Origin of the sequence: Shewanella cutis (genome assembly GCF_022410515.1) — a bacterium.
GTDB classification, from domain to species: domain Bacteria; phylum Pseudomonadota; class Gammaproteobacteria; order Enterobacterales; family Shewanellaceae; genus Shewanella; species Shewanella cutis.
In genome coordinates, this window is sequence record NZ_JACSDI010000028.1 from 1 (window position 1) to 21266 (window position 21266).

Here is a 21266-nt window from a genome sequence, read left to right on the forward strand (position 1 = left end):
ATAAGAGCCGCTCGTCATTTGAGTAGAATAACGACACATCATTCCTCGTTTCGCGAGCATGAGCATGCCAGAACGAACAAAATTTAATCTCGAAACGTAAACACGCCTAAACTAAAATCAACTGATGAAATTGTATATACAAAAAAGCCCTAAAAATTCAGGGCTTTTTTATTATTTAAGCATTACATCTTATAGCTCATTTGAATGCCTGCTAACCAAACATCACCGCTCGCTTCGCCGTTAAAGTTAACTGTTGCTAAGTTGAGCAGGTTTTGCTGTTCATTGATCGGCGCATCACCCGTAGCACGGATATAAGTGATCGCCAAATCAATATTGAGATTCTTAGTCGCTTGATAACCCGCCCCTACAGAGAACCACAAACGGTCAGAGTCAGGGATTGTTGTCGTGCGCCACTGATCATTTGCGGCGGTTTTATCTAAGGCCACACCAGCACGCACTAACCATTCATTGTTCACTTGGTAAGTCGTACCTAAAGCAAAGCGCCAGTTATCTTCAAAGTGTTCTTCTTTTACTAGATCAGATTCTAAGCCGCCCTTTGGCTTAACTTCACCAGGGAAATAAGCCACTAACTGATCGAATACACTCCAATCCGTCCAGTTAACACTAGCGTGCATCGCCCAGTTGTCTGTCAATTGATGATAAGACGACAACTCTGCAAACGCAGGCAACTCAAGTGGTAAATAACCTTCGATTGATAGGTTTTGACCACCATCATAAATCACACCAGAAGCATGACCATCTAAGTCAAGCTGCACACCACTATGGTAAGCCAAACCTAAACGATGGGCTGGGTTAATTTGCCAGCTAGCACCGAGTTGCCAACCGTAGCCAATGTCATCACCCTTCATGCTTTTGAGTTCAGTGCCACCAGGAGGCAGCATGCCAGCCACTTGAGGGGGTAAACCGGGTTTAATTTTATCCACCCAGCCCGGTAACGAAGCACCGATTTCACCTTCGCCATAAACGATACGCACACCACCACCAACACTAACCGCATCATTGATGCGATATGCAATGTTTGGATTAAACTCAACGGTAGTGACCGAGGTCTTGTTACCAAAAATAGCCGCAGCATGGGTCGCAGGCAATTCAGTGGCGAGACCATAATTCGAGTTAACTGCCAGACCCCAAGTCCATTGGTCATTTAACTGATTGGAATAATAGAAGTTGGGCACCAATGCATCACCCGCGACATCCAAGGCATCACCATTGATTACTATAGGGTTGGGACCAAGTAATGGAGAGCTTAAGCTCACGTCACCTTTCACATCTACATTGGGCATCACATAGATACCACCCGCAGACAGCTGGCGACCTTCTAAATAGGTCAGCATCGCAGGGTTGCGCGCTTGAGCAGAGGCATTATCCGCTATAGCGGCTTCACCCGCGAAGGCACGGCCTAAACCCGTAGCAGAGTATTCGGCGAGCTGGAAACCAGCGGCATGGACTTGAGTCGTTGTGCTTAATAGGGCTGCAGTCACAGCCAAAGTCAAAAGACGTTTTTGCATCATTATTCTCAGAAAATATTATTGTTATCGTGTGCCAGTAACTTGGATCACAATGGCGCTCACACAAAATAGAGTAAACACTCCACATTGAATGCCGCGCAGTTTACTGATGCAGAAGATGTTTGCAATAAGCAGAACCAAAACAGATAAAAAAACTAGATATTACATATGGTGCAATACTTTTAGTGAGGCAAATCACTTTTAAAACACAAACAAGTAGGAATAATTAGAAGTACCACTCGCTGAAGCCACTTTCAAATCAATCAAGCTTTAAAAACAACTCATTTAAAAACAAATAAATAAAAACAAAACTCCGATAAACACCTGTAAGCCATTCATAGCCATACAATTCAGCATAAATCGCTACTAATTATCATGATTAATAAAATGTGTATACCAACAAAAATAAAAACCATTAAATACAATAAATTAAACACAAAGGCATTAACTAAAATAATAAAAACGCCTAGTTTTCGAACTAGGCGTTTAAGATTAACATCTATTAAGGTACAAGTGTTCGCCGAACTGCTCAGCGTCGCCAACTTGGGATCTGTGACTCGTACTCGCTAATTTGCGCACCGTGAGACAAGGTCAAGCCTATGGCATCTAATCCATTTAACAGTTTGTGGCGCGCTGACTCAGCCAGACTAAAGCTAAACTGAGCGCCAGAAGGCGCTGTCACTTGGCAAGTGGTTAAGTCGACAGTGATTTGTGCGCCTTCTTCACTCGCGACCTCATCCATTAACTGACGCACTTCATTCGCGCTCAGCTTTACTGGCAATAAACCATTATTGATGGAGTTACCATAAAAAATATCGGCAAAACTGGGTGCTATAATGGCGCGCAGACCAAAATCAGCCAATGCCCAAGGGGCGTGTTCACGACTTGAGCCACAGCCAAAGTTTTCCTGCGCCAGCAGAATCGAAGCACCGTTATAGCGAGGTTTGTTTAGGGTGAACTCAGGGTTTGGCACATCTCCCGCATCATCGAGATAGCGCCAATCGTGAAATAAGTGCACACCGAATCCATCGCGGGTCACCTTAGATAAAAATTGCTTCGGAATAATCTGATCGGTATCGATATTCGCACTATCGATCATCACCGCAAGCCCGGTATGGCGAGTAAAAGGTTGCATTAACTTCTCCTGTTGGGATGACGGTTAGTAAGGTTTACGGATATCGACAAAATGGCCCGCAATCGCCGCCGCAGCAGCCATCGCCGGACTCACCAAATGGGTGCGACTACCACGGCCTTGGCGCCCCTCGAAGTTACGGTTGCTGGTCGAAGCGCAGCGATCACCCGCTTCTAATCTGTCATCGTTCATTGCCAAACACATAGAGCAGCCCGGTAAACGCCATTCGAATCCGGCCTCGATAAAGATTTTATCTAAGCCTTCGGCCTCGGCCTGTGCCTTCACTTGGCCAGAACCCGGTACTACGATTGCCGTAACGCCCGCAGCCACTTTGCGCCCTTTGGCATGCTTCGCCGCGCTGCGTAAATCTTCAATCCGCGAGTTAGTGCAAGATCCGATAAAGACCTTATTGATCGCCACATCTGTCATTGGCGTACCAGCAGTTAAGCCGATATAGTCCAGTGCTTTTTCCATGCTAGCGCGAATCGTTGGATTCACCTCATCGGCAGGATTAGGCACTGGCGCATCGATAGCAACGACTTGTCCAGGGTTAGTACCCCACGTGAGCTGCGGCGCGATATCGGCAGCATCCAACACCACGGTGGCATCAAACTCAGCGCCAACATCGGTTTTCAGTGTTTTCCACTCAGCGACCGCCTGCCCCCAATCTTCGCCCTTCGGTGCAAATTCACGCCCTTCTAAGTAATCGAAGGTAGTTTGATCCGGCGCAACCATCCCCGCCTTAGCGCCCATTTCAATCGCCATATTGCAGACTGTCATGCGCCCTTCCATCGATAAGGCTTCAATGGCCTCGCCACAAAACTCAACCACATAACCCGTGCCGCCATCCATACCTATCTTACCGATAATCGCCAGTACGATATCTTTGGCGGTCACGCCATCGGTAACCTGACCACGGACTTCGATTTTCATGGTCTTGGCTTTTAATTGGCGCAGGGTTTGGGTTGCCAATACATGCTCAACCTCAGATGTGCCAATACCGAAGGCCAGAGCGCCAAAGGCGCCGTGGGTAGCCGTATGGGAATCGCCGCACACAATGACAGTGCCGGGTAAGGTAATCCCAAGCTCAGGCCCCATCACATGCACAATGCCTTGATTCGGATGGTGAATGTCATATAAGCGCACGCCGAAGTCTTTACAGTTTTGCGCCAAGGTCTCAACCTGAGTGCGCGCCATAGGGCTTAAGGCATCTAGACTGGCACTGCGTGTCGAAGTGTTGTGATCCATGGTGGCAAAGGTTTTTTCGGGCGCGCGCAACTTACGCCCAGCCACTTTTAAGCCACTAAAGGCTTGGGGAGAAGTCACCTCATGGACTAAGTGTCTGTCGACATAAATGATCGGTGCTTCACCCTCAGGGATTGCCACTACATGGGCATCCCACACCTTTTGATACAGGGTTTTTGGGGCGATTGTTTTTGAAAGAACTGTCATCACACACCTGCCTTGACTGCATCGGCGATAAAGTCGCCCATTTGCACGGTTGTTTTTGCTTTGTGTCTTTGGTCGCTACTTAATAGCTCACCGGTTAAGTAGCCAGAATTGAGCGCCTTACTTACGGCACGTTCAATCGCGCTTGCTGCTTCTTCTTGCTTTAAGCTGTGGCGCAGCATCAATGCAGCCGACAAAATTTGTGCAATGGGGTTAGCAATGCCCTTACCCGCGATATCCGGCGCACTGCCACCAGCGGGTTCAAATAAACCAAAGCCTGTGCTATTCATGCTCGCCGAAGACAGCAAGCCCATGGAGCCGGTTAGCATGGCGATTTCGTCCGATAGAATGTCACCAAATAAGTTAGAGCACAGCATCACGTCAAATTCATCGGGGCGGCGCAGCAACTGCATGGTCGCGTTGTCGATATAGATGTGCTCCAGCTCAACATCGGGGAAATCCACCGCCACTTCTTCTACCACTTGGCGCCATAATACCGAACAAGCTAAGACGTTGGCTTTATCCACTGAGGTCACTTTTTTACGCCGACCACGGGCGGCTTCAAAGGCGATGCGGGCGATACGGCTAATTTCACGGCGGCTATAACGCATGGTATCGAAGGCTTCTTCGCTCTCACCTTCACCTTGGCGGCCTTTAGGCTTTCCAAAGTAAATCCCGCCGGTTAACTCACGCACACACAGGACATCGAATCCCCGGGCAGAAATATCGCTGCGCAGCGGTGACATATGCTCTAAACCATCATGCAATTTGGCTGGACGTAGGTTACAAAACAGCTCGAAGTGACCACGAAGCGGCAGCAGTGCACCGCGCTCAGGCTGCTCATTTGGCGGCAGTTTTTCCCATTTGGGGCCACCGACTGAACCGAATAGAATGGCATCGGCCGCCTCACAACCTTTAAGCGTTGCCTCTGGCAATGGACAACCATGATTGTCGATAGCGATACCGCCGACATCATATTCCGTATATTCAATATGAAGGCTAAAACGTGCCTCAACCGCCTTTAACACCTTACGCGCCTCGGCCATCACTTCAGGCCCAATACCATCACCCGCTAATACTGCAATTTGATAACTCATACGCCCGCTCACTCCTTCAATGTGAATATTTTATGCTCGAAGCTTAAGCTATACGCCACCCAGCTCTCTGTTTTTATGCATATTCTGCTTATAATTTGCGACCTTATCGGCGCGGCAGGTCAGGTTCATCACATGCACTAATGCACGTGCTGATGCTTCAACCACATCGGTGGCTAAACCCACACCGTGGAAATTTTGTTCATGGTACACCGCGGTAATGTCGACCTGGCCCAGGGCATTTTGCCCTACGCCTTTCGCACCTAATTTGTAGCTGATGATATCGATACGACGGTCCGTCGCACGGGCGATAGCGTTATAGGCAGCATCAACAGGGCCATTGCCTGTCGCGGCCTCAGTTTTAATCTCACCGCCCACCTCGATGCGCACCGTTGCCGTGGCCACGCCTTCAGTCGAGTCGGATTGCACTACCAATTGCTGTAATTGATAAAAATTATCTTCCGCCGCTTGTGCCTCCATAAAAGCTAAGGCCTCTAAGTCATAATCAAACACTTGACCCTTTTTATCCGCCAGTTTTAAAAACTGCTCGTACAGGGCGTCCAGATTGTAATCATGCTCGCTATAACCCATTTCCTCCATGCGATGCTTAATCACATGACGGCCCGAGCGCGAGGTCATATTCAAGTTGTTGCGATTCAAACCAATACTTTCTGGCGTCATGATTTCATAAGTGTTTTGCGCTTTTAACATGCCATCTTGATGAATGCCCGAAGAGTGGGTAAAGGCATTGGCGCCCACAATCGCCTTATTCGACTGAATAGGCATATTGCATAACTGGCTGACTAAATTTGAGGTGCGGTGAATTTCCTTCGCATTAATCCCCGTTTCAAACCCTAACAAATTCTTGCGGGTGGCTAAGATCATGGCGATTTCTTCTAAAGAGCAGTTACCCGCACGCTCGCCAATACCATTCATGGTACATTCGATTTGGCGCGCGCCATGCTGCACAGCAGTAATCGAGTTCGCGACCGATAAACCTAAATCATCGTGGCAGTGAACAGAAATAATCGCCTGATCGATATTCGGTACACGATTAAACAAGGTTTGAATTATGCTGCCAAACTCACTTGGCACAGTGTAACCCACAGTATCGGGGATATTGATGGTACGAGCGCCAGCATGAATCGCCGCTTCTACCATACGGCACAAATTATCAATCGGCGTGCGCCCTGCATCTTCGCAGGAAAATTCCACATCATCGGTGAACCTGCGGGCATATTTCACCGCACCGACCGCCATCTCCAACACTTGCTCGAATGAGCGCTTTAACTTGCTCTCAACATGAATAGTCGAGGTGGAAATAAAGGTATGAATACGGAACTGTTCAGCCACCGATAATGCTTGAGCGGCAGCATCGATATCTTTTTCCAAGGCGCGGGATAAGGCGCACACTCGGCTATTTTTAATGGTGCGAGCAATGGTTTGCACCGACTCAAAATCACCGGGGGAAGACACCGGAAATCCCACTTCCATCACATCCACACCGAGACGTTCCAGCGCCATGGCGATCTGTAACTTTTCTTTGACTGACAAGCTAGCGGCTAATGCCTGCTCGCCATCACGTAAGGTGGTATCAAATATAATTACTCTGTTAGACATCTCGCTTCTCCATGGAACGTCACCGTTCATTATTTAACTTTTGCTGTATTCAGATACAAAAAACCCCGCAACATTGGTGCGGGGTTTATGAGTGTTTTGCCTTTCTATCGAGCGAGCAACACTAAGACCTCCGCGTTTGTGGCGCGAGAGAGAGAAGGAGGAGGTCGAGTTTGCTGCCAATTCTATTCATTTAATCTAAATATTTATTCTGTTGATTGAATATCTAATGAGGTTAATATTTAACTCGCTTGACTAAATGTGTCAACCCCAATTTTTTTCATGTTCCCCAAAATATCTGCCGCGAAACGGCAAAAAACTGAATTTTTACCTAAAGCCATTTTTGTTAACACCTTGCTGTCAAAGCAAAATAAATTAAATGTCGCCGCTCAACTTTTTAACAAAAAAATCATTTTTTATGCAAAAATAGCGTGAGACACGTTATAATCCTCGCCCGAGGCCACGGATAGAAGAATCAATGCACGGTATGGAGCAAAAAATGGATTTTCGCGCCTTAGCGCTGAGCCTATTACTATGGCTTGTCCCATTATGGGCCTGTGCTAATGACCAGCTCGATAAGCTGACACAACAAGTTTATCAGTATCCAACCAAAGCTTTGGCACAAATTACCGTATTAGAAAAGCAACAACAAACTGATAATACTAGCAATATTGATAAGCTTCGCCTGAGCATATTGAAGTGCCAAAACCTGTTGCAACTCGGCGAGAACGAAGCTGCGATTAACCTTGCGCAAATGGGTGAAGCCCATGCGAAACAGCTTAAGTTAGATCAAGCACGCCCCTATTTTTTCAATTGTCAGGCCGATGCTTATCTTAATTACGACAACATTCAAGACGCATTACCCCTATTAGATTCTGCAATCACCCTTGCTCGACGCTATCAACAACCTCAAGCCCTTATCGATGCGCTCCGCTTAAGAGGGCAACTGGATACCAATACGGATAATTTTTCCTCCGCGATTGAGGATTTACGCATCGCTATCGATATCTATCCCGACATCCATACTCAAACGCAAAACTGGATATGGCCGCCAGAGGCCTATGTCTATGCTGCAATGGGGAGTTTGTTGTATGCCACCCAAGATTTACCCCAAGCGATGTATTACACCAAGCTTGCACTGAACAGCGCTGATGCCAAAGGAAAAGTACAGCACGTGTTACTGCTAAACGGCGCACGTATTGCGCTGGATAATGGAGAGCGTGAATACAGCGATCAATTAGAAAAACAGAGCAAAACTCTGCTGCCAGAAATTGGCTCCCCGCTCGAACTCGCCTATAGCTATGCGATTTTAGCTTCTATTGCACTTGATAAAGGCAAAATCGACACCGCCGAAGAATATATCTCCATTGCAACAAACACCTTTAAGCAACAAAACCAACGGGTTGCAGTGATGCGTTCAACCCGTTTACTCGCTCAAATTCGATTTGCACAGCACAGGGATGAAGCGGCTCTTACGCTCATGCATTCCGCGATTGAACAGGGCGAAGCCCTCAAGCAATATACTGATCTAAAAGGATTCTATGGTATTTTGAGTGATTACTATCAGGCCCAGGATAGCTATAAATTCGCCTACGATTTTTTACAAAAACGCTTCGATGCGGCAGAACTGGCTAACGAGTCCATGAATCACACCCGAATTTTGCAGTTTAAAGCCAGATTAAACCAGCAAGGATTGTCCCAACTCAGCGCGGATGATCCACAGAGCAATCCTAGTTTGTTAGATCAACTGAATGTAGACTGGGCCTTTAGCATCTTGTTTTTAATGACAATGACACTATTAGGTGGCGCGATTTGGTACTTTATCGATAAGCAAAGTAAACGAGCCCCCTCTCCCGACACCAAGCCCCATCATCTTCCTCCCCTTCAACAACTTGAGCTCACCCTACATAGTGCCAAACAGGGCGATTATCCGCTGACACTATTACTTTTTAATGCCAGTCAAATTCGCCAAGTTGCTCTGCCAACCTTGCTTGATAAGTTACAAGATAAACTCCGTGAGCAAGACATACTATTACGGTATTCGATGGATGACATAGTGATCGTACTACCTTACACCTCGGCCGTCGGCGCACAACGGGTGGTTAGCCAATTAACGCCCACGATTCAAACATTGCAAGGTACAAACAAGGTCAATATTGGGATTGCAGCGATGCAGCATTTTGATAACCTTGACTCTTTAGTAAAACGCGCGAGCATCAATCAATTAAGTAAACTCAAGGTCAGCGACACCCCAAACGACTACTCACCCGCTAAATAACCCGTGATTTCATCGAGAAACTCGCCGCCAAATCGACTGAGTTTACGCTCTCCCACGCCGTTAACAGCAAGCATTTCTCCAGGGCTTGTCGGCATCATGGCAGCCATTTCCGCTAAGGTCGCATCGTTAAATACTAGATAAGGCGGTACATCTTGCTCTTCGGCAATCTCACGGCGCAGTGTTTTAAGGCGTGCGAATAACTTGCGATCATAGTTAAGCGGCACTCTCGATTGGGTCGTTTTACGCTTTATGCTGGTGAGTTGAATACGCGGCTCCGCCAACATCAGCGCAACTTCACCTTTTAGAATTGGCCTTGCAGAGGGGTTTAAGGTGATAGATGAGCCTCGAGTAATATCTTGACTTGCCAGGCCCAAATGGATCAGTTGGCGAATAACGCTCAGCCAATATTCATGGCTCTTATCTTTACCAATACCCCAAGTGCTGAGCTTATCGTGGCCACGGTCAACAATCGCAGCGCCTTTTGAGCCGCGCAATACTTCGATTAAATGATTAATGCCAAAGCGTTGTCCGAGTCGATAAATACAAGAAAGTACCTTTTGCGCATCCTCGCTACCGTTATAGCGCTTAGGTGGATCAAGACAAATATCGCAGTTACCACAAGGCTCTAACGCACTTTCATCAAAATAATGCAGCAGGACTTGGCGCCGACAGGTTTGCGCCTCAGCAAAGGCGGCCATGGTATTGAGTTTATGGAATTCAACTTGTTGCTGCGGCCCAGGTTCAGACTGTTCTATTAGATGGCGCACTCGACCAATATCGGCAGGATCGAACAACATAAAGGCTTCCGCCTCGAGTCCATCACGGCCTGCACGGCCAGTTTCTTGGTAATAGGCCTCGATACTCTTAGGGATATCGTAATGCACCACAAAGCGCACGTTCGATTTATTAATCCCCATGCCAAAAGCTACGGTCGCAACCACGATATCTATTTGATCTTTAAGAAAGCTATTTTGCACTTCGCCGCGTTCTTCTGGCGTCATTCCCGCGTGGTAAGCCTTAGCATGAAACCCCTGTAGCGTGAGCCTCTCAGCGACTTCATCAACCCGGCGGCGACTGCTGCAGTAAATAATGCCGCTACTGCCATTTTGTTGCAGCAAAAACTGGCGTAATTGATTAGCTGCATTGAGTTTTTCAGCCACGGTATAACGGATATTAGGCCGATCGAAACTTGATAATAACTTGAAGGGATTGATGCCTAAACGTTCACAAATATTCTGCCGCGTTGCCTGATCTGCAGTGGCTGTCAGCGCCATCATTGGCACATGGGGAAAAAGCTGTTTTAACTGCCCAAGAGCGGCATATTCAGGTCGAAAATCATGCCCCCACTGACTGATACAGTGCGCTTCATCGATTGCAAACATCGACAGCGGCAATGACTGCATGCGTTCAATAAAATCTGCCGTAAGTAGGCGCTCGGGGGACACATAAAGCAATTTTAGCTCGCCGCGATGCAACTGCCGAAGCACTTCTAAACTCTGCTCTCTTGGCTGTGAAGAGTTTAAATAGGCGGCATTCATGCCTGTCTGCAATAGACTATCAACCTGATCTTTCATCAATGAAATCAATGGCGATACCACGATAGTGATGCCGTGCATCATCAGCGCTGGCAGCTGATAACACAGACTCTTACCGCCACCAGTGGGCATGATTACCAGGCAATCCTCACCACGACATACCCGCTCGATGACTTCGCGCTGACCGTCCCTAAAGTCACGGTAGCCAAACACCTGCGCGAGGCGCTCCGAAAGCGGATCATCATGCGTGTTGAGTAACTGAGTTTCCATGGATCTTCTAGCCAAAAAGTAAGGCCGCCTATTCTAAAGGACAGAATCGCTCCTGTCTTGCGCCATCTTGTCGTAAACCTATTCTGGCTTAAATAGCATCGGCTAAAAGCGCCCGCAACCTCAATCCCCATCATCAATATGGCTTAAGTTGCATTCTGTGCACGCTTCACTGTAGATTAATTGCTCTAGTCGGGCGCACATTCAAAGCGTCCCCACTCATATACTAAGAAGCCGAATAACAACAAGGACGAACAACATGAGCAACCCAATTCAAACCGAAGTACTCAAGCGCGTTGCTGAAGTATTTGATCAGCATGTGCCTTTTCATAATTTATTGGGTCTGGACATCAAACGCTACGATATCGATGGAGTTGAAGTGGCGATTAATATGAAGCCAGAACTCATAGGCAATATTCACCAGCAAATTCTCCACGGCGGCGTAACGGCGACAGTGCTCGATGTCGTGGGTGGACTCACGGCCTTTGCGGGCCTCGTTGCCAGCCGTGATGATTGGACAGTTGAAGAATTACAACAACGGCTGCAAACCTTAGGCACCATCGATATGCGAGTCGATTATCTCAGACCTGGACGCGGACAGATTTTTACAGGCACCGGCAGTGTGATCCGAGCCGGTAATCGTGTCTCGGTTTGCCGAATGGAGTTACACAATGAGCAAGGAACCCATATTGCCTTCGGCACAGGCACTTATATGGTTGGCTAATCAGTTGCCTTGGACGTGTCTTCGGAAATAAATTACCGTATTCATTTTCGATAAACTGGAGGAAAACACTTTGATTATACAGTTGTTTTCCTCTTAGTTATTTTTAAACTCCCGTCGTTTGAGACATCCTGTAACGAAAAAGGAGGCTGCACACACCTTGAGTCAAGCGGCGTACACTCCTACAATCGCCGTCCTGTAATCTATCGAAGATGTCTCATGCCTGATACTGAATACCGCAAAGGGATCCTACTCGCCGTCAGTGCTTACTGTATGTGGGGATTTGCGCCCTTATATTTCAAACTACTCCACCATGTTTCTGCGACCGAAATTTTACTGCATCGGGTGATCTGGTCATTTGTGTTTATGGTGATCATCATGTTGTTTATCGGTGGCTTTGGAAAACTCCGCCAACTGTTTAAACAGCCAAAACAACTGCTTGTACTGACTATCACCTCTCTGCTAATTGCTGGTAACTGGCTGCTGTTCATTTGGGCTGTCAATAATGATCATATGCTCGATGCCAGCTTAGGCTACTTTATTAACCCATTGCTAAATGTGTTGCTGGGCATGCTGTTTTTAGGGGAAAGATTACGTAAGCTGCAGTGGTTTGCCGTTGCGCTGGCGAGTGCTGGCGTACTTATTCAGTTGATTTCATTCGGCTCAATTCCCATTGTCTCCCTCGCGTTAGCAGGCACCTTCGGGCTATATGCGCTGCTGCGAAAAAAGGTCAATGTGGATGCGAAATCAGGGCTGTTAGTAGAAACCGCTATTCTGCTACCAGTCGCATTAGTGTATCTGGTCGCAACCCTAGATAGTGCCACAGCCAATATGCTCACTAACGATTGGCATCTTAATTTGTTACTCATTGCCGCGGGGATTATCACCACCATTCCACTGCTGTGTTTTGCGGGTGCTGCCGTGCGCATTCCATTGTCTATGCTAGGCTTTTTCCAATATATCGGCCCGAGTATTATGTTTATCCTCGCGGTAACTTTATTCAATGAACCCTTCGATGCCGAGAAGAGCATCACCTTCGGCTTTATCTGGAGCGCCCTGTTAGTGTTCACCTTCGATATGGCTTACAAACGCAAAACGGCGTAAACATTATCACGCCGATAAAACAGTTACAGAAGTGATCATAATCACTTCTGTAACTGTGCTAAAAATTCAATCCCTTGCGGCACTGTCAGTAATAAACTGTAGCCTTTAGTCGTTGGTACTAACACTAATTGTGACTGATCTGTTATTGCCAAAAATGCTCTACTTTTTCCCTGCAAATTAAACCAGCCTAATTGAAACCCTGGCATGCCTATACCATTCGTTTTAAAGCTCGGCGTTAAATGCGCCTCTTGCCGCAAATCGACTATACGCGCCTCGGCGGGCAATATATCCGAGCGGGATAATTGCACTTTATAGAAAGGCACATCCAATGTGAGCTCTGTATCGGTTAACACTAACTGAGCGTGACTCGATTGATAGAAGACCCAAGAAAACCCTCCTAACATAGCCAGCAATAATCCCAAACTGGCAAACTTGGTTACTATAGGCATCTGCTTTAGCCATAGTATGAACAGCAGACCACTCAAGCCTAAGAGTAAGATAATAAAGCTTAAAATAGAGGTTTGAGCTAAAGGTGCCAGCTCGAAAATTTGAGGGGTCATGGCAGCATCTCCTATGCAGTAAAGTCTTAACCTGCCAATAAAGACATATTATGTCAACAAAAATGCCAGCACTCGGCTGGCATTAATAATAAAGTTGCACTTTAAGCTTATAGATCGAGGGCGAGAATTTTGGAACGGCGCTGATAGTTATACAGCTGCTTTTTCTTCTGCGGCAATGCATCGACATCTTCAATCACAAAGCCATGCTCTAAAAACCAGTGAATGCTGCGGGTGGTCAGCGCAAATAAACGGGAATAACCACGGCTACGGGCCTGACCAATAATATTCTTCAGCAGCAAACTGCCCCGGTCGGCATCGCGATAATCTGGATGCACCACAAGGCAAGCAAACTCCCCGGCATTATCTTCTTCGAACGGATACAAAGCAGCACAGCCAATCACTAAGCCATCACGCTCAATCAGCATAAACTGCTCAATTTCGATCTCGAGCTGCTCACGACTACGGCGCACCAAAATGCCCTGCTCCTCTAACGGACGGATCAAATTGAGAATACCGCCAATATCGCTAATCGATGCTCTGCGTAAACGTTCAGCACTCTCGGTCACGATCTGCGTACCAATCCCCTCGCGGGAAAACAGCTCCTGCAGCAAAGCGCCGTCATCGAGATAGCTAACCAAATGGCAGCGGGGCACGCCATTGCGGCAAGCATCAATACTGGCCTTGAGGAAGGCCATAGTGCCAATACAGGCTGAACCCTGCTCTGCGAGCTTATTAAGAATGTTTTGCGCATCATTTGGCATTAACTCGGCAATCACATCCCCATTGCGATCAAGAATGCCATTTTGCGAACTAAAACCAATCATCTTGTCTGCTTTAAGTTTTATCGCTACCTGAGTGGCAATTTCTTCAGCGGTAAGATTAAAACTTTCACCAGTAACGGATGCCGCAATCGGCCCCATCAATACGATACAGTGATTATCGAGCTGACGCTTAAGCCCCTGCGCATCAATCCGGCGCACCTTGCCGCTTAAACAAAAATCCACGCCATTATCGACCCCTAAGGGCTGGGCAATCACAAAGTTACCGCTGACTAAGTTGATTTGTGCGCCTTGCATGGGCGTATTGCTTAAGCTCATGGATAAACGCGCCGTAATATCAAACTGCAATGCGCCCGCCACTTGCTTAATCACTTTTAGCGAGTCTTCATCGGTGATACGTACACCCTCATGGTAGGCGGGTTCAATCCCATTAGCGGCTAACGCTGCATCGATTTGCGGCCTCGCGCCATACACCAACACCACTTTAATGCCTAAACTGTGCAACAACGCCACGTCATTCAGAATGCCGCGAAATTGATTTTGTGCCAAAGCTTCTCCACCCAGCATCACCACAAAGGTTTTCCCTCTATGGGCATTGACGTAAGGGGCGGAATGACGAAATCCATCAACCAGTTCAGTGGTACGCACGCGTTGTTTACACCTCATATTTAAGCTGGCAACCCCATAATGGCTTACCAGGAGTGAATAACGAAAACCCGCGTATAGTATTGCATTTTAATTCACCAATAAAGAATTTATTCTCATTAAAATGCAGTTTTAATACAATAAAGTGCTTATATTTTCAAAAAATTGCACTTTTGATAAAAATTCACATTTTTTTAACCATGGGCAATTAATACCAATCGTATTAAATATCTGTTCATTCAGCGGGAATTCAACGCGCTTTAGACAAGGCGAAGGCTTGAAGGCATAGTGGTGCTCTGTCGAAAGCCTTAAACGCAGTATAAAGCGCGTTGCCATACAGTGAACATCAGCCGCCCTTTCCGCCCTTTGGGAGCCACACAGGCATCCCACTCCGGTGTTGCATTGACTTAAAAATTTCTGAGTCAATGCGCCTTGGATTGAAATACCTGTGAGGCTCTGAACTGATTAGATATTTAATGTGATTGGTATAAGCAATGCAGATCCAGTGTCGGATAGATTTATCTCAACTTGATGACTAAAGGTGGAAAAAGACCAAAAAAAAGCCCCTTAGATAAGGGGCTTTTCTCGAAACACTAAACAAGGATTACTTGATTTTTGCTTCTTTGTAGATAACGTGCTGACGAATAACTGGATCAAATTTTTTGATTTCCATTTTTTCTGGCATGTTACGCTTGTTTTTTTCAGTTGTGTAGAAGTGACCAGTTTTAGCTGTAGAAACTAATTTGATCTTCTCACGATTACCTTTAGCTTTAGCCATGATCTATTACACCTTCTCGCCACGGGCACGAAGTTCAGCAACAACAACTTCAATACCTTTCTTATCGATCAGACGGATACCTTTAGTAGATACACGTAACTGTACGAAACGTTTTTCTTCTTCTAACCAAAAACGGTGGTTTTGTAGGTTAGGTAAAAAACGACGACGGGTCGCGTTTTTTGCGTGCGAACGGTTGTTACCAACCATCGGCTTCTTGCCAGTAACTTGGCATACTCTTGACATGTCAGTCTTCTCCAAAAACAATTTTAACGCTCGAGCATTAATGTACCTCGTATGGCCGTCGCCCGAGGCACAAAGAGGGCGCATTTTATACACGATCATAGAGGTAAGATCAAGCGTTAGATTAATTAATCCAGCCTCGTTCCGCGAAGGAAACTATCTCTCTATCACCAACAACCATATGATCCAATAGGGATACATCTATGGTTGCCAACGCATTTTTTAATCGCTCAGTTATTCGTCTGTCAGCCTGACTGGGCTCGGCAATACCAGACGGATGATTGTGACACACTATGACGGCAGCAGCCTTTTTTTCCAGCACTAAGCTAACCACTTCACGTGGGTATACTGAGGCTGAATCTATTGTTCCGCGGAATAATTCGACGAACTGAATCACTCTATGCTGGCTATCCAGCAGCAAAATTGCGAACACTTCATAGGAGCGGTCAGCTAATTGTCTCATTAAATAATCCCGAGTTAAATCGGGATTTGTCAAAACCTGACCTCTCTGCAGGTTTTCTTGTGCCACACGTCGCGCTAATTCAGCCGCGGCTTGAAGCTGGGCGTATTTTACAGGTCCCACGCCCGGAAGTCGACACACCTGATGCTTTGGTGCGCAAAGTAAGCTTCTTAAGCCACCAAATTCTTGAATAAGTGAACGGGCAAGGTCTACAGCGTTCAGCCCAGACAGGCCATTACGCAACAACACCGCCAGTAATTCGGCATCCGAGAGATGACTGGCGCCTTTTAGTAATAACTTATCCCGCGGCCCTTCTCCCTCAGGCCAATCCTTAATCGCCATGTGACCTCCTGTCATTTCTTATTTTTACTTTAGCAAGTATGGACGAGATTTTTTGAACTGGGACAGTCACGCCAATTCATCGCTTTGTGGTATGGTTGGCGACATTATTTCAATCTCGGATGATGTCTGTGAGCCTGATAACGAAAAACGTCCTACTGGGTATTGGTGGCGGCATTGCGGCCTACAAAAGTGCGGATTTAGTGCGCCGCTTAAAAGAACGCGGCTTTGATGTACGTGTGGTGATGAGCCAAAGTGCGATGGAATTTATTACCCCACTCACACTGCAAGCCTTATCAGGGTATCCGGTATCATCGAGCTTACTCGATCCCGCCGCCGAAGCGGCGATGGGCCATATTGAACTGGCGCGCTGGGCCGATTTAATGATTATCGCCCCCGCTACGGCAAATCTTCTCGCCCGCATCAATGCAGGCATGGCAGATGAATTAATCACCACCACTTGTCTTGCCACTGAAGCGCCAATTGCGCTCTGCCCTGCGATGAATCAGCAGATGTATCGTAATCTCGCCACTCAAGCCAATTTAGCCAGTTTACAAAGCCGTGGTTACACGCTGTGGGGACCGGCAAGTGGCAGCCAAGCCTGCGGTGAAGTCGGCCCTGGCCGTATGCTCGAACCGCTCGAAATTGCCGAACTCGCGAGTCGCTTTTTTGCAACAAAAGATGTCTATGCTGAACAGGAACCTCAACCGCTAGCAGGCCAGTCGGTGCTGATCACCGCAGGCCCAACCCGCGAAGCCATTGATCCTGTGCGTTATATATCTAATCACAGCTCCGGCAAAATGGGCTTTGCCTTAGCGAAGGCCGCAGCCGATATGGGCGCGGCTGTGACCTTGGTCGCAGGACCCGTAAATTTAGCCACGCCTGAAGGGGTGACGCGAATCGATGTCGAATCGGCGCAAAACATGCTCGATGCTGTTATGGATAATGTTGATAAAAAAGATATTTTTATCGGTTGCGCCGCTGTTGCCGACTATCGTGTCAGCGATATTGCCGCCTGTAAGATCAAAAAGTCAGCAGAAGAAATGCAACTTGCGCTAGTGAGGAATCCTGATATCTTAGCGACGGTCGCAAGCTTAGCAAACCGTCCTTTTGTGGTGGGATTTGCCGCGGAGACCCATGATGTAGAAACCTACGCCCGCGATAAACTCAAACGTAAGAATTTGAATATGATCGCCGCAAACGATGTATCCGTTGTTGGCCTTGGCTTTAACGCCGATGCCAATGCCCTGCGCGTATTCTGGCCACAGGGTAGTCAAGATTTGCCTGCTACCGATAAACTCACGTTGGCACGGCAATTACTTTCGTTGATAGTGAAAGAAAAAACAAAATAGATGAAAACACCGATTGAATTAAAGATCCTCGACTCCCGCATTGGTTCTGAATTTCCCCTGCCCGCCTACGCAACACCAGGTAGCGCAGGCATGGATCTTCGCGCCATGATAGATACCACCATGACGATAGCCCCGGGAGAAACTCAGTTAATCCCAACGGGTATTGCCATCCACGTAGCCGATCCCGGCCTTGCCGCTGTGATTTTGCCCCGCTCAGGCCTTGGCCATAAGCACGGTATCGTCCTTGGAAATCTAGTTGGGCTAATCGATTCTGATTACCAAGGCCCCTTGATGGTCTCTTGTTGGAACAGAAGCGATACCCCATTTACCTTAGAAATTGGTGATCGTCTCGCACAACTGGTGTTTGTCCCAGTGGTACAAGCGCAATTCAAACTCGTTGATGAGTTCGACAGCTCAGACCGTGGTGAAGGTGGATTTGGCCATTCTGGCACTAAATAACCTTAATCGTTATTGAGCGAAGGATACTGCAATGGCTGTAAGCCCAAAAATTAATCGTCGTGAACACATACTGCAATGCCTAGCGCAAATGCTAGAAACCAGCCCAGGACAACGTATTACCACCGCTAAACTCGCCTCAGAAGTCGGCGTATCGGAAGCGGCACTCTATCGCCACTTCCCCAGTAAAGCGCGAATGTTTGAAGGGTTAATTGAGTTTATTGAAGAATCGTTACTTTCACGCATCAACATCATCATGGATGATGAAAAAGACACCATGAAACGCTGCCAATTAGTACTACAGCTGCTGTTGATTTTTGCCGAGCGTAACCCAGGGATCTCGCGCGTCCTCAATGGTGATGCGCTTTTAGGTGAAAATGAGCGGCTGCGGAGCCGCATTAGTACGTTATTTGCCAAAATAGAAACTCAACTTAAGCAAATTTTGCGGGAAAAAACCCTGCGCGAAGGCAAAGGCTTTAATTTAGATGAGGCTATTTTAGCTAATTTACTGTTAGCCTTCGCAGAGGGGCGAATTGCTCAATTTGTCCGTAGTGAGTTTAAACTCAAACCCACACAACACTTCGATGAACAGTGGCGCTTTATTCAGCATCAGCTGTTGCAAAGCTAATGATTTATTAGCATAAAGGACGGAACTCTCCGTCCTTTCTTTTATCCATACATCTTGTATCAGCATTTCTTTTGCTTTAGTCTAAAACACATCTTTTTAAAACAAAAACCACAATAATTTTACAAGGATGTCAGATGAAGTCTCTGCCTTTTGCCGTTTTGGCTGCTATTTGCTTACCCATGATGCCTATCACCACATTTGCGGCTGAAACATCGGCCACGAATGCATTATCACAATCACAATTATTTAGTCGAGGCGATGAATACGCTAACGTAAAAATATCCCCAACAGGTAAATACTTAAGTGCTATTACCAGTGTCGAAGGTAAAAATGTACTCCTAGTATTAGATGCTCAAACCAAAAAACTACTGAATGCGATTCGCTTCCCAAGTAACGCCCAGGTTGGCACCTATGAATGGGCCAATAGCGAGCGCATTGTGTTGGCAAAAGAATACCTTAAGGGCTGGAGCGATGTGCCCCAATACTACGGCGAATTAATGGCGGTCAACGCCGATGGTTCTCGCCCTAAATATCTATTTGGTTATGACAGCGGCGAGCAGCAAACGGGTTCAAATATCAAGAAAAATACCGCCATCAATGCCACAGCATTCATTCTGGACCCTCTACCTGATGATGAACGCTATATGCTGGTTAATGCCATTCCATGGAATAACGAGAGCAGCCTCAATCTTGAATTAAAGCAAGATGTGTATCGAGTTGACCTTTTTAGTGGGGTTCGTAAACGCATCACTGGCTCACCCATTGGCCAAGCTCGCTTTATGACCGACCATGAAGGTGAAGTTCGCTTTGTCACTGGGGAAGATGGCAAAAACGTTACTAAAGTGTTTTACCGCAAAGATGGCGAATGGGTAAATACCGATAAACTCAACCTAGGCTTAAGTGATTTTACGCCTATCTCCTTCGCAGATAATAAAAATACCATCTATGCTGCGGGTCGCGTGGGTACTGAAACCTTAGGCGTCTATCGCATCAACCTCGAAACAGGCGAAAAGGCCGAGATCATTCAAGATGAGGTTGTTGATCCCAGCAACTTCTGGATCAACGGCACCAATAAACAGCTCTATGCCGTTGAATTTGAAAATGGCTATCCAAGCTATGCCTTTGTCGATAACAACGATAACCACGCCAAACTGCTTAAGGATTTAATTGCTGCCCTACCTGGGCATCAAGTACAGATTGTTAGTGAAACCCGTAATGGCGAGCAACTGGTTGTCATTGCATTTAACGACCGCAATCCCGGTGATTACTATTTGTTTGATACGAAAAAGCTCAAGCTAGAGTATCTAGCCGCCGCCCGCAAATGGCTCGATCCTGAACAAATGGCGGAGGTTAAACCCATTAGCTTCACTAACCGCGATGGCCAGAAAATCCATGGCTATTTAACCTTACCCTTCGGCAAAGAAGCCAAAAATTTACCCTTGGTCGTTAATCCCCATGGCGGTCCCCATGGCATTCGTGACTGGTGGGGGTTTGATCCACAAAATCAATTACTCGCCCAGAATGGTATGGCGGTGTTGCAGGTTAACTTCCGCGGTTCTGGCGGTTATGGTGAGCGTTTCGAGCAAGCAGGCTATCAAAAATGGGGCTCAGATATTCAGCACGATATTATCGATGCGACTCAATATGTGATTGACCAAGGAGTTGCCGATAAAGAACGGGTGTGTATCGCAGGCGGTAGCTTTGGCGGCTATAGCGCTCTACAAAGCGCCGTATTAGCGCCCGATATGTTTAAATGCGCGGTTGGGTTTGCCGGTGTGTATGATCTTGAGTTGATGTTTGATGAAGGTGACGTCGCCAGAACACGTTCAGGCACAAGCTATCTTAAGGACGTACTTGGCCAAGACAAAGCCACCCTAAAAGCCATGTCTCCCTCTGAGAACGTTGCCAAATTAAAAGCGAACCTCTTACTGGTGCACGGTGGTGAAGATGAGCGCGCGCCGATTGAACAACTCGAATCACTCGAAAAAGCCCTCAAAGCCCATAATTACCCTTACCAAAAACTGGTGATGGATAACGAAGGCCATGGTTTTTATAACGATTCTCATAGAGCCAAGTATTACGATCAGATGCTGAGCTTCTTAAAAACCAACTTAAAACTTTAGCCTTAACTAAAATAAAAGCTATCTTCATCAAGATAAAAGCATTTTAGTACCCAACTAAGCCGATAATCGATAAGGACTATCGGCTTTTTCATCCGCTACGTGCGCGTTTTTTGGTATGAATTGTCCGCAATTCGCGCTATTCTGCCCCACCTTATGCTTGTCCAAGTGACAACGAATCGA

General features: G+C 46.8%; 19 protein-coding genes. 7 read left to right on the forward strand and 12 right to left on the reverse strand.

Annotated elements, in window-relative coordinates; genetic code table 11:
- Positions 1-182: 182 nt before the first annotated feature.
- The 5 genes from H9J30_RS20440 to leuA form a co-directional block, all read right to left on the reverse strand.
- Positions 183-1529: an outer membrane protein transport protein gene (locus H9J30_RS20440; RefSeq protein WP_240132688.1), complete on the reverse strand. Its 1347-nt coding sequence runs from the start codon at positions 1527-1529 to the stop codon at positions 183-185.
- A 529-nt stretch (positions 1530-2058) separates the two neighbouring features.
- Positions 2059-2664 carry a 3-isopropylmalate dehydratase small subunit gene (leuD, locus tag H9J30_RS20445; protein ID WP_240132671.1) on the reverse strand — a complete coding sequence of 202 codons (606 nt, stop codon included), beginning with the start codon at positions 2662-2664 and terminating at the stop codon, positions 2059-2061.
- Between the two features lie 24 nt (positions 2665-2688).
- Positions 2689-4113, reverse strand: a complete 1425-nt coding sequence (gene leuC / locus H9J30_RS20450) for a 3-isopropylmalate dehydratase large subunit (protein ID WP_240132672.1) — start codon at positions 4111-4113, stop codon at positions 2689-2691.
- Positions 4113-5207: a 3-isopropylmalate dehydrogenase gene (gene leuB, locus H9J30_RS20455; protein WP_240132673.1), complete on the reverse strand. Its 1095-nt coding sequence runs from the start codon at positions 5205-5207 to the stop codon at positions 4113-4115. The genes leuC and leuB overlap by 1 nt, the downstream gene beginning before the upstream one ends.
- A gap of 48 nt (positions 5208-5255) precedes the next feature.
- On the reverse strand, positions 5256-6824 hold the full coding sequence (leuA, locus tag H9J30_RS20460; protein ID WP_240132674.1) for a 2-isopropylmalate synthase: 1569 nt from the start codon (positions 6822-6824) through the stop codon (positions 5256-5258).
- Between the two features lie 496 nt (positions 6825-7320).
- On the opposite strand from leuA, the gene H9J30_RS20465 reads away from it, so the two are divergent.
- Entirely contained in the window at positions 7321-9099 is a 1779-nt protein-coding gene (locus tag H9J30_RS20465) for a diguanylate cyclase domain-containing protein (RefSeq protein ID WP_240132675.1), read from the forward strand.
- Here the strand turns inward: H9J30_RS20465 and recQ are convergent.
- A complete protein-coding gene (gene recQ, locus H9J30_RS20470) occupies positions 9081-10904 on the reverse strand; it encodes a DNA helicase RecQ (protein ID WP_240132676.1) in 1824 nt (607 codons plus the stop codon). The genes H9J30_RS20465 and recQ overlap by 19 nt on opposite strands.
- Positions 10905-11160: 256 nt before the next feature.
- On the opposite strand from recQ, the gene H9J30_RS20475 reads away from it, so the two are divergent.
- Together H9J30_RS20475 and rarD are read left to right on the forward strand one after the other, a co-directional pair.
- A complete protein-coding gene (locus H9J30_RS20475; RefSeq protein WP_240132677.1) occupies positions 11161-11625 on the forward strand; it encodes a thioesterase family protein in 465 nt (154 codons plus the stop codon).
- Between the two features lie 216 nt (positions 11626-11841).
- The gene (rarD, locus tag H9J30_RS20480) at positions 11842-12726 is read left to right on the forward strand and encodes an EamA family transporter RarD (RefSeq protein WP_240132678.1); all 885 of its coding nucleotides are present in this window, start codon (positions 11842-11844) and stop codon (positions 12724-12726) included.
- 41 nt (positions 12727-12767) lie between these two features.
- Here the strand turns inward: rarD and H9J30_RS20485 are convergent, their stop codons facing one another.
- From H9J30_RS20485 to radC, 6 genes are all read right to left on the reverse strand, one after another.
- Positions 12768-13286: a PH domain-containing protein gene (locus H9J30_RS20485; RefSeq protein ID WP_240132679.1), complete on the reverse strand. Its 519-nt coding sequence runs from the start codon at positions 13284-13286 to the stop codon at positions 12768-12770.
- A 107-nt stretch (positions 13287-13393) separates the two neighbouring features.
- Positions 13394-14713 carry an amino-acid N-acetyltransferase gene (gene argA / locus H9J30_RS20490; protein ID WP_240132680.1) on the reverse strand — a complete coding sequence of 440 codons (1320 nt, stop codon included), beginning with the start codon at positions 14711-14713 and terminating at the stop codon, positions 13394-13396.
- 129 nt (positions 14714-14842) lie between these two features.
- Positions 14843-15046, reverse strand: coding sequence for a hypothetical protein (locus H9J30_RS20495; RefSeq protein ID WP_240132689.1), 204 nt, complete (start codon positions 15044-15046; stop codon positions 14843-14845).
- Positions 15047-15314: 268 nt separating this feature from the next.
- Positions 15315-15488, reverse strand: a complete 174-nt coding sequence (rpmG, locus tag H9J30_RS20500; RefSeq protein WP_006079871.1) for a 50S ribosomal protein L33 — start codon at positions 15486-15488, stop codon at positions 15315-15317.
- A 6-nt stretch (positions 15489-15494) separates the two neighbouring features.
- Positions 15495-15731, reverse strand: coding sequence for a 50S ribosomal protein L28 (gene rpmB / locus H9J30_RS20505; RefSeq protein WP_006079870.1), 237 nt, complete (start codon positions 15729-15731; stop codon positions 15495-15497).
- 121 nt (positions 15732-15852) lie between these two features.
- Positions 15853-16530, reverse strand: coding sequence for a RadC family protein (gene radC / locus H9J30_RS20510; RefSeq protein WP_011073923.1), 678 nt, complete (start codon positions 16528-16530; stop codon positions 15853-15855).
- 119 nt (positions 16531-16649) lie between these two features.
- On the opposite strand from radC, the gene coaBC reads away from it, so the two are divergent.
- The 4 genes from coaBC to H9J30_RS20530 all read left to right on the forward strand — a co-directional run bounded on the left by coaBC (position 16650) and on the right by H9J30_RS20530 (position 21086).
- Positions 16650-17879, forward strand: coding sequence for a bifunctional phosphopantothenoylcysteine decarboxylase/phosphopantothenate--cysteine ligase CoaBC (gene coaBC / locus H9J30_RS20515; protein WP_240132690.1), 1230 nt, complete (start codon positions 16650-16652; stop codon positions 17877-17879).
- Positions 17880-18338 carry a dUTP diphosphatase gene (dut, locus tag H9J30_RS20520; protein ID WP_011624324.1) on the forward strand — a complete coding sequence of 153 codons (459 nt, stop codon included), beginning with the start codon at positions 17880-17882 and terminating at the stop codon, positions 18336-18338. It begins immediately after the preceding gene.
- 31 nt (positions 18339-18369) lie between these two features.
- Complete coding sequence (gene slmA, locus H9J30_RS20525; protein ID WP_011073926.1) at positions 18370-18963, forward strand: nucleoid occlusion factor SlmA; 594 nt, start codon at positions 18370-18372, stop codon at positions 18961-18963.
- A gap of 134 nt (positions 18964-19097) precedes the next feature.
- Entirely contained in the window at positions 19098-21086 is a 1989-nt protein-coding gene (locus H9J30_RS20530) for a S9 family peptidase (RefSeq protein ID WP_240132681.1), read from the forward strand.
- Positions 21087-21266: the final 180 nt, after the last annotated feature.

What these genes read in the sequence shown, in the direction of transcription:
- H9J30_RS20440 (WP_240132688.1), bottom strand. Translation starts at nt 1,529, where the DNA reads ATGCAAAAACGTCTTTTGACTTTGGCTGTGACTGCAGCCCTATTAAGC.
- leuD (WP_240132671.1), bottom strand. Translation starts at nt 2,664, where the DNA reads ATGCAACCTTTTACTCGCCATACCGGGCTTGCGGTGATGATCGATAGT.
- leuC (WP_240132672.1), bottom strand. Translation starts at nt 4,113, where the DNA reads ATGACAGTTCTTTCAAAAACAATCGCCCCAAAAACCCTGTATCAAAAG.
- leuB (WP_240132673.1), bottom strand. Translation starts at nt 5,207, where the DNA reads ATGAGTTATCAAATTGCAGTATTAGCGGGTGATGGTATTGGGCCTGAA.
- leuA (WP_240132674.1), bottom strand. Translation starts at nt 6,824, where the DNA reads ATGTCTAACAGAGTAATTATATTTGATACCACCTTACGTGATGGCGAG.
- H9J30_RS20465 (WP_240132675.1), top strand. Translation starts at nt 7,321, where the DNA reads ATGGATTTTCGCGCCTTAGCGCTGAGCCTATTACTATGGCTTGTCCCA.
- recQ (WP_240132676.1), bottom strand. Translation starts at nt 10,904, where the DNA reads ATGGAAACTCAGTTACTCAACACGCATGATGATCCGCTTTCGGAGCGC.
- H9J30_RS20475 (WP_240132677.1), top strand. Translation starts at nt 11,161, where the DNA reads ATGAGCAACCCAATTCAAACCGAAGTACTCAAGCGCGTTGCTGAAGTA.
- rarD (WP_240132678.1), top strand. Translation starts at nt 11,842, where the DNA reads ATGCCTGATACTGAATACCGCAAAGGGATCCTACTCGCCGTCAGTGCT.
- H9J30_RS20485 (WP_240132679.1), bottom strand. Translation starts at nt 13,286, where the DNA reads ATGACCCCTCAAATTTTCGAGCTGGCACCTTTAGCTCAAACCTCTATT.
- H9J30_RS20495 (WP_240132689.1), bottom strand. Translation starts at nt 15,046, where the DNA reads ATGGCAACGCGCTTTATACTGCGTTTAAGGCTTTCGACAGAGCACCAC.
- rpmG (WP_006079871.1), bottom strand. Translation starts at nt 15,488, where the DNA reads ATGGCTAAAGCTAAAGGTAATCGTGAGAAGATCAAATTAGTTTCTACA.
- rpmB (WP_006079870.1), bottom strand. Translation starts at nt 15,731, where the DNA reads ATGTCAAGAGTATGCCAAGTTACTGGCAAGAAGCCGATGGTTGGTAAC.
- radC (WP_011073923.1), bottom strand. Translation starts at nt 16,530, where the DNA reads ATGGCGATTAAGGATTGGCCTGAGGGAGAAGGGCCGCGGGATAAGTTA.
- coaBC (WP_240132690.1), top strand. Translation starts at nt 16,650, where the DNA reads ATGATGTCTGTGAGCCTGATAACGAAAAACGTCCTACTGGGTATTGGT.
- dut (WP_011624324.1), top strand. Translation starts at nt 17,880, where the DNA reads ATGAAAACACCGATTGAATTAAAGATCCTCGACTCCCGCATTGGTTCT.
- slmA (WP_011073926.1), top strand. Translation starts at nt 18,370, where the DNA reads ATGGCTGTAAGCCCAAAAATTAATCGTCGTGAACACATACTGCAATGC.
- H9J30_RS20530 (WP_240132681.1), top strand. Translation starts at nt 19,098, where the DNA reads ATGAAGTCTCTGCCTTTTGCCGTTTTGGCTGCTATTTGCTTACCCATG.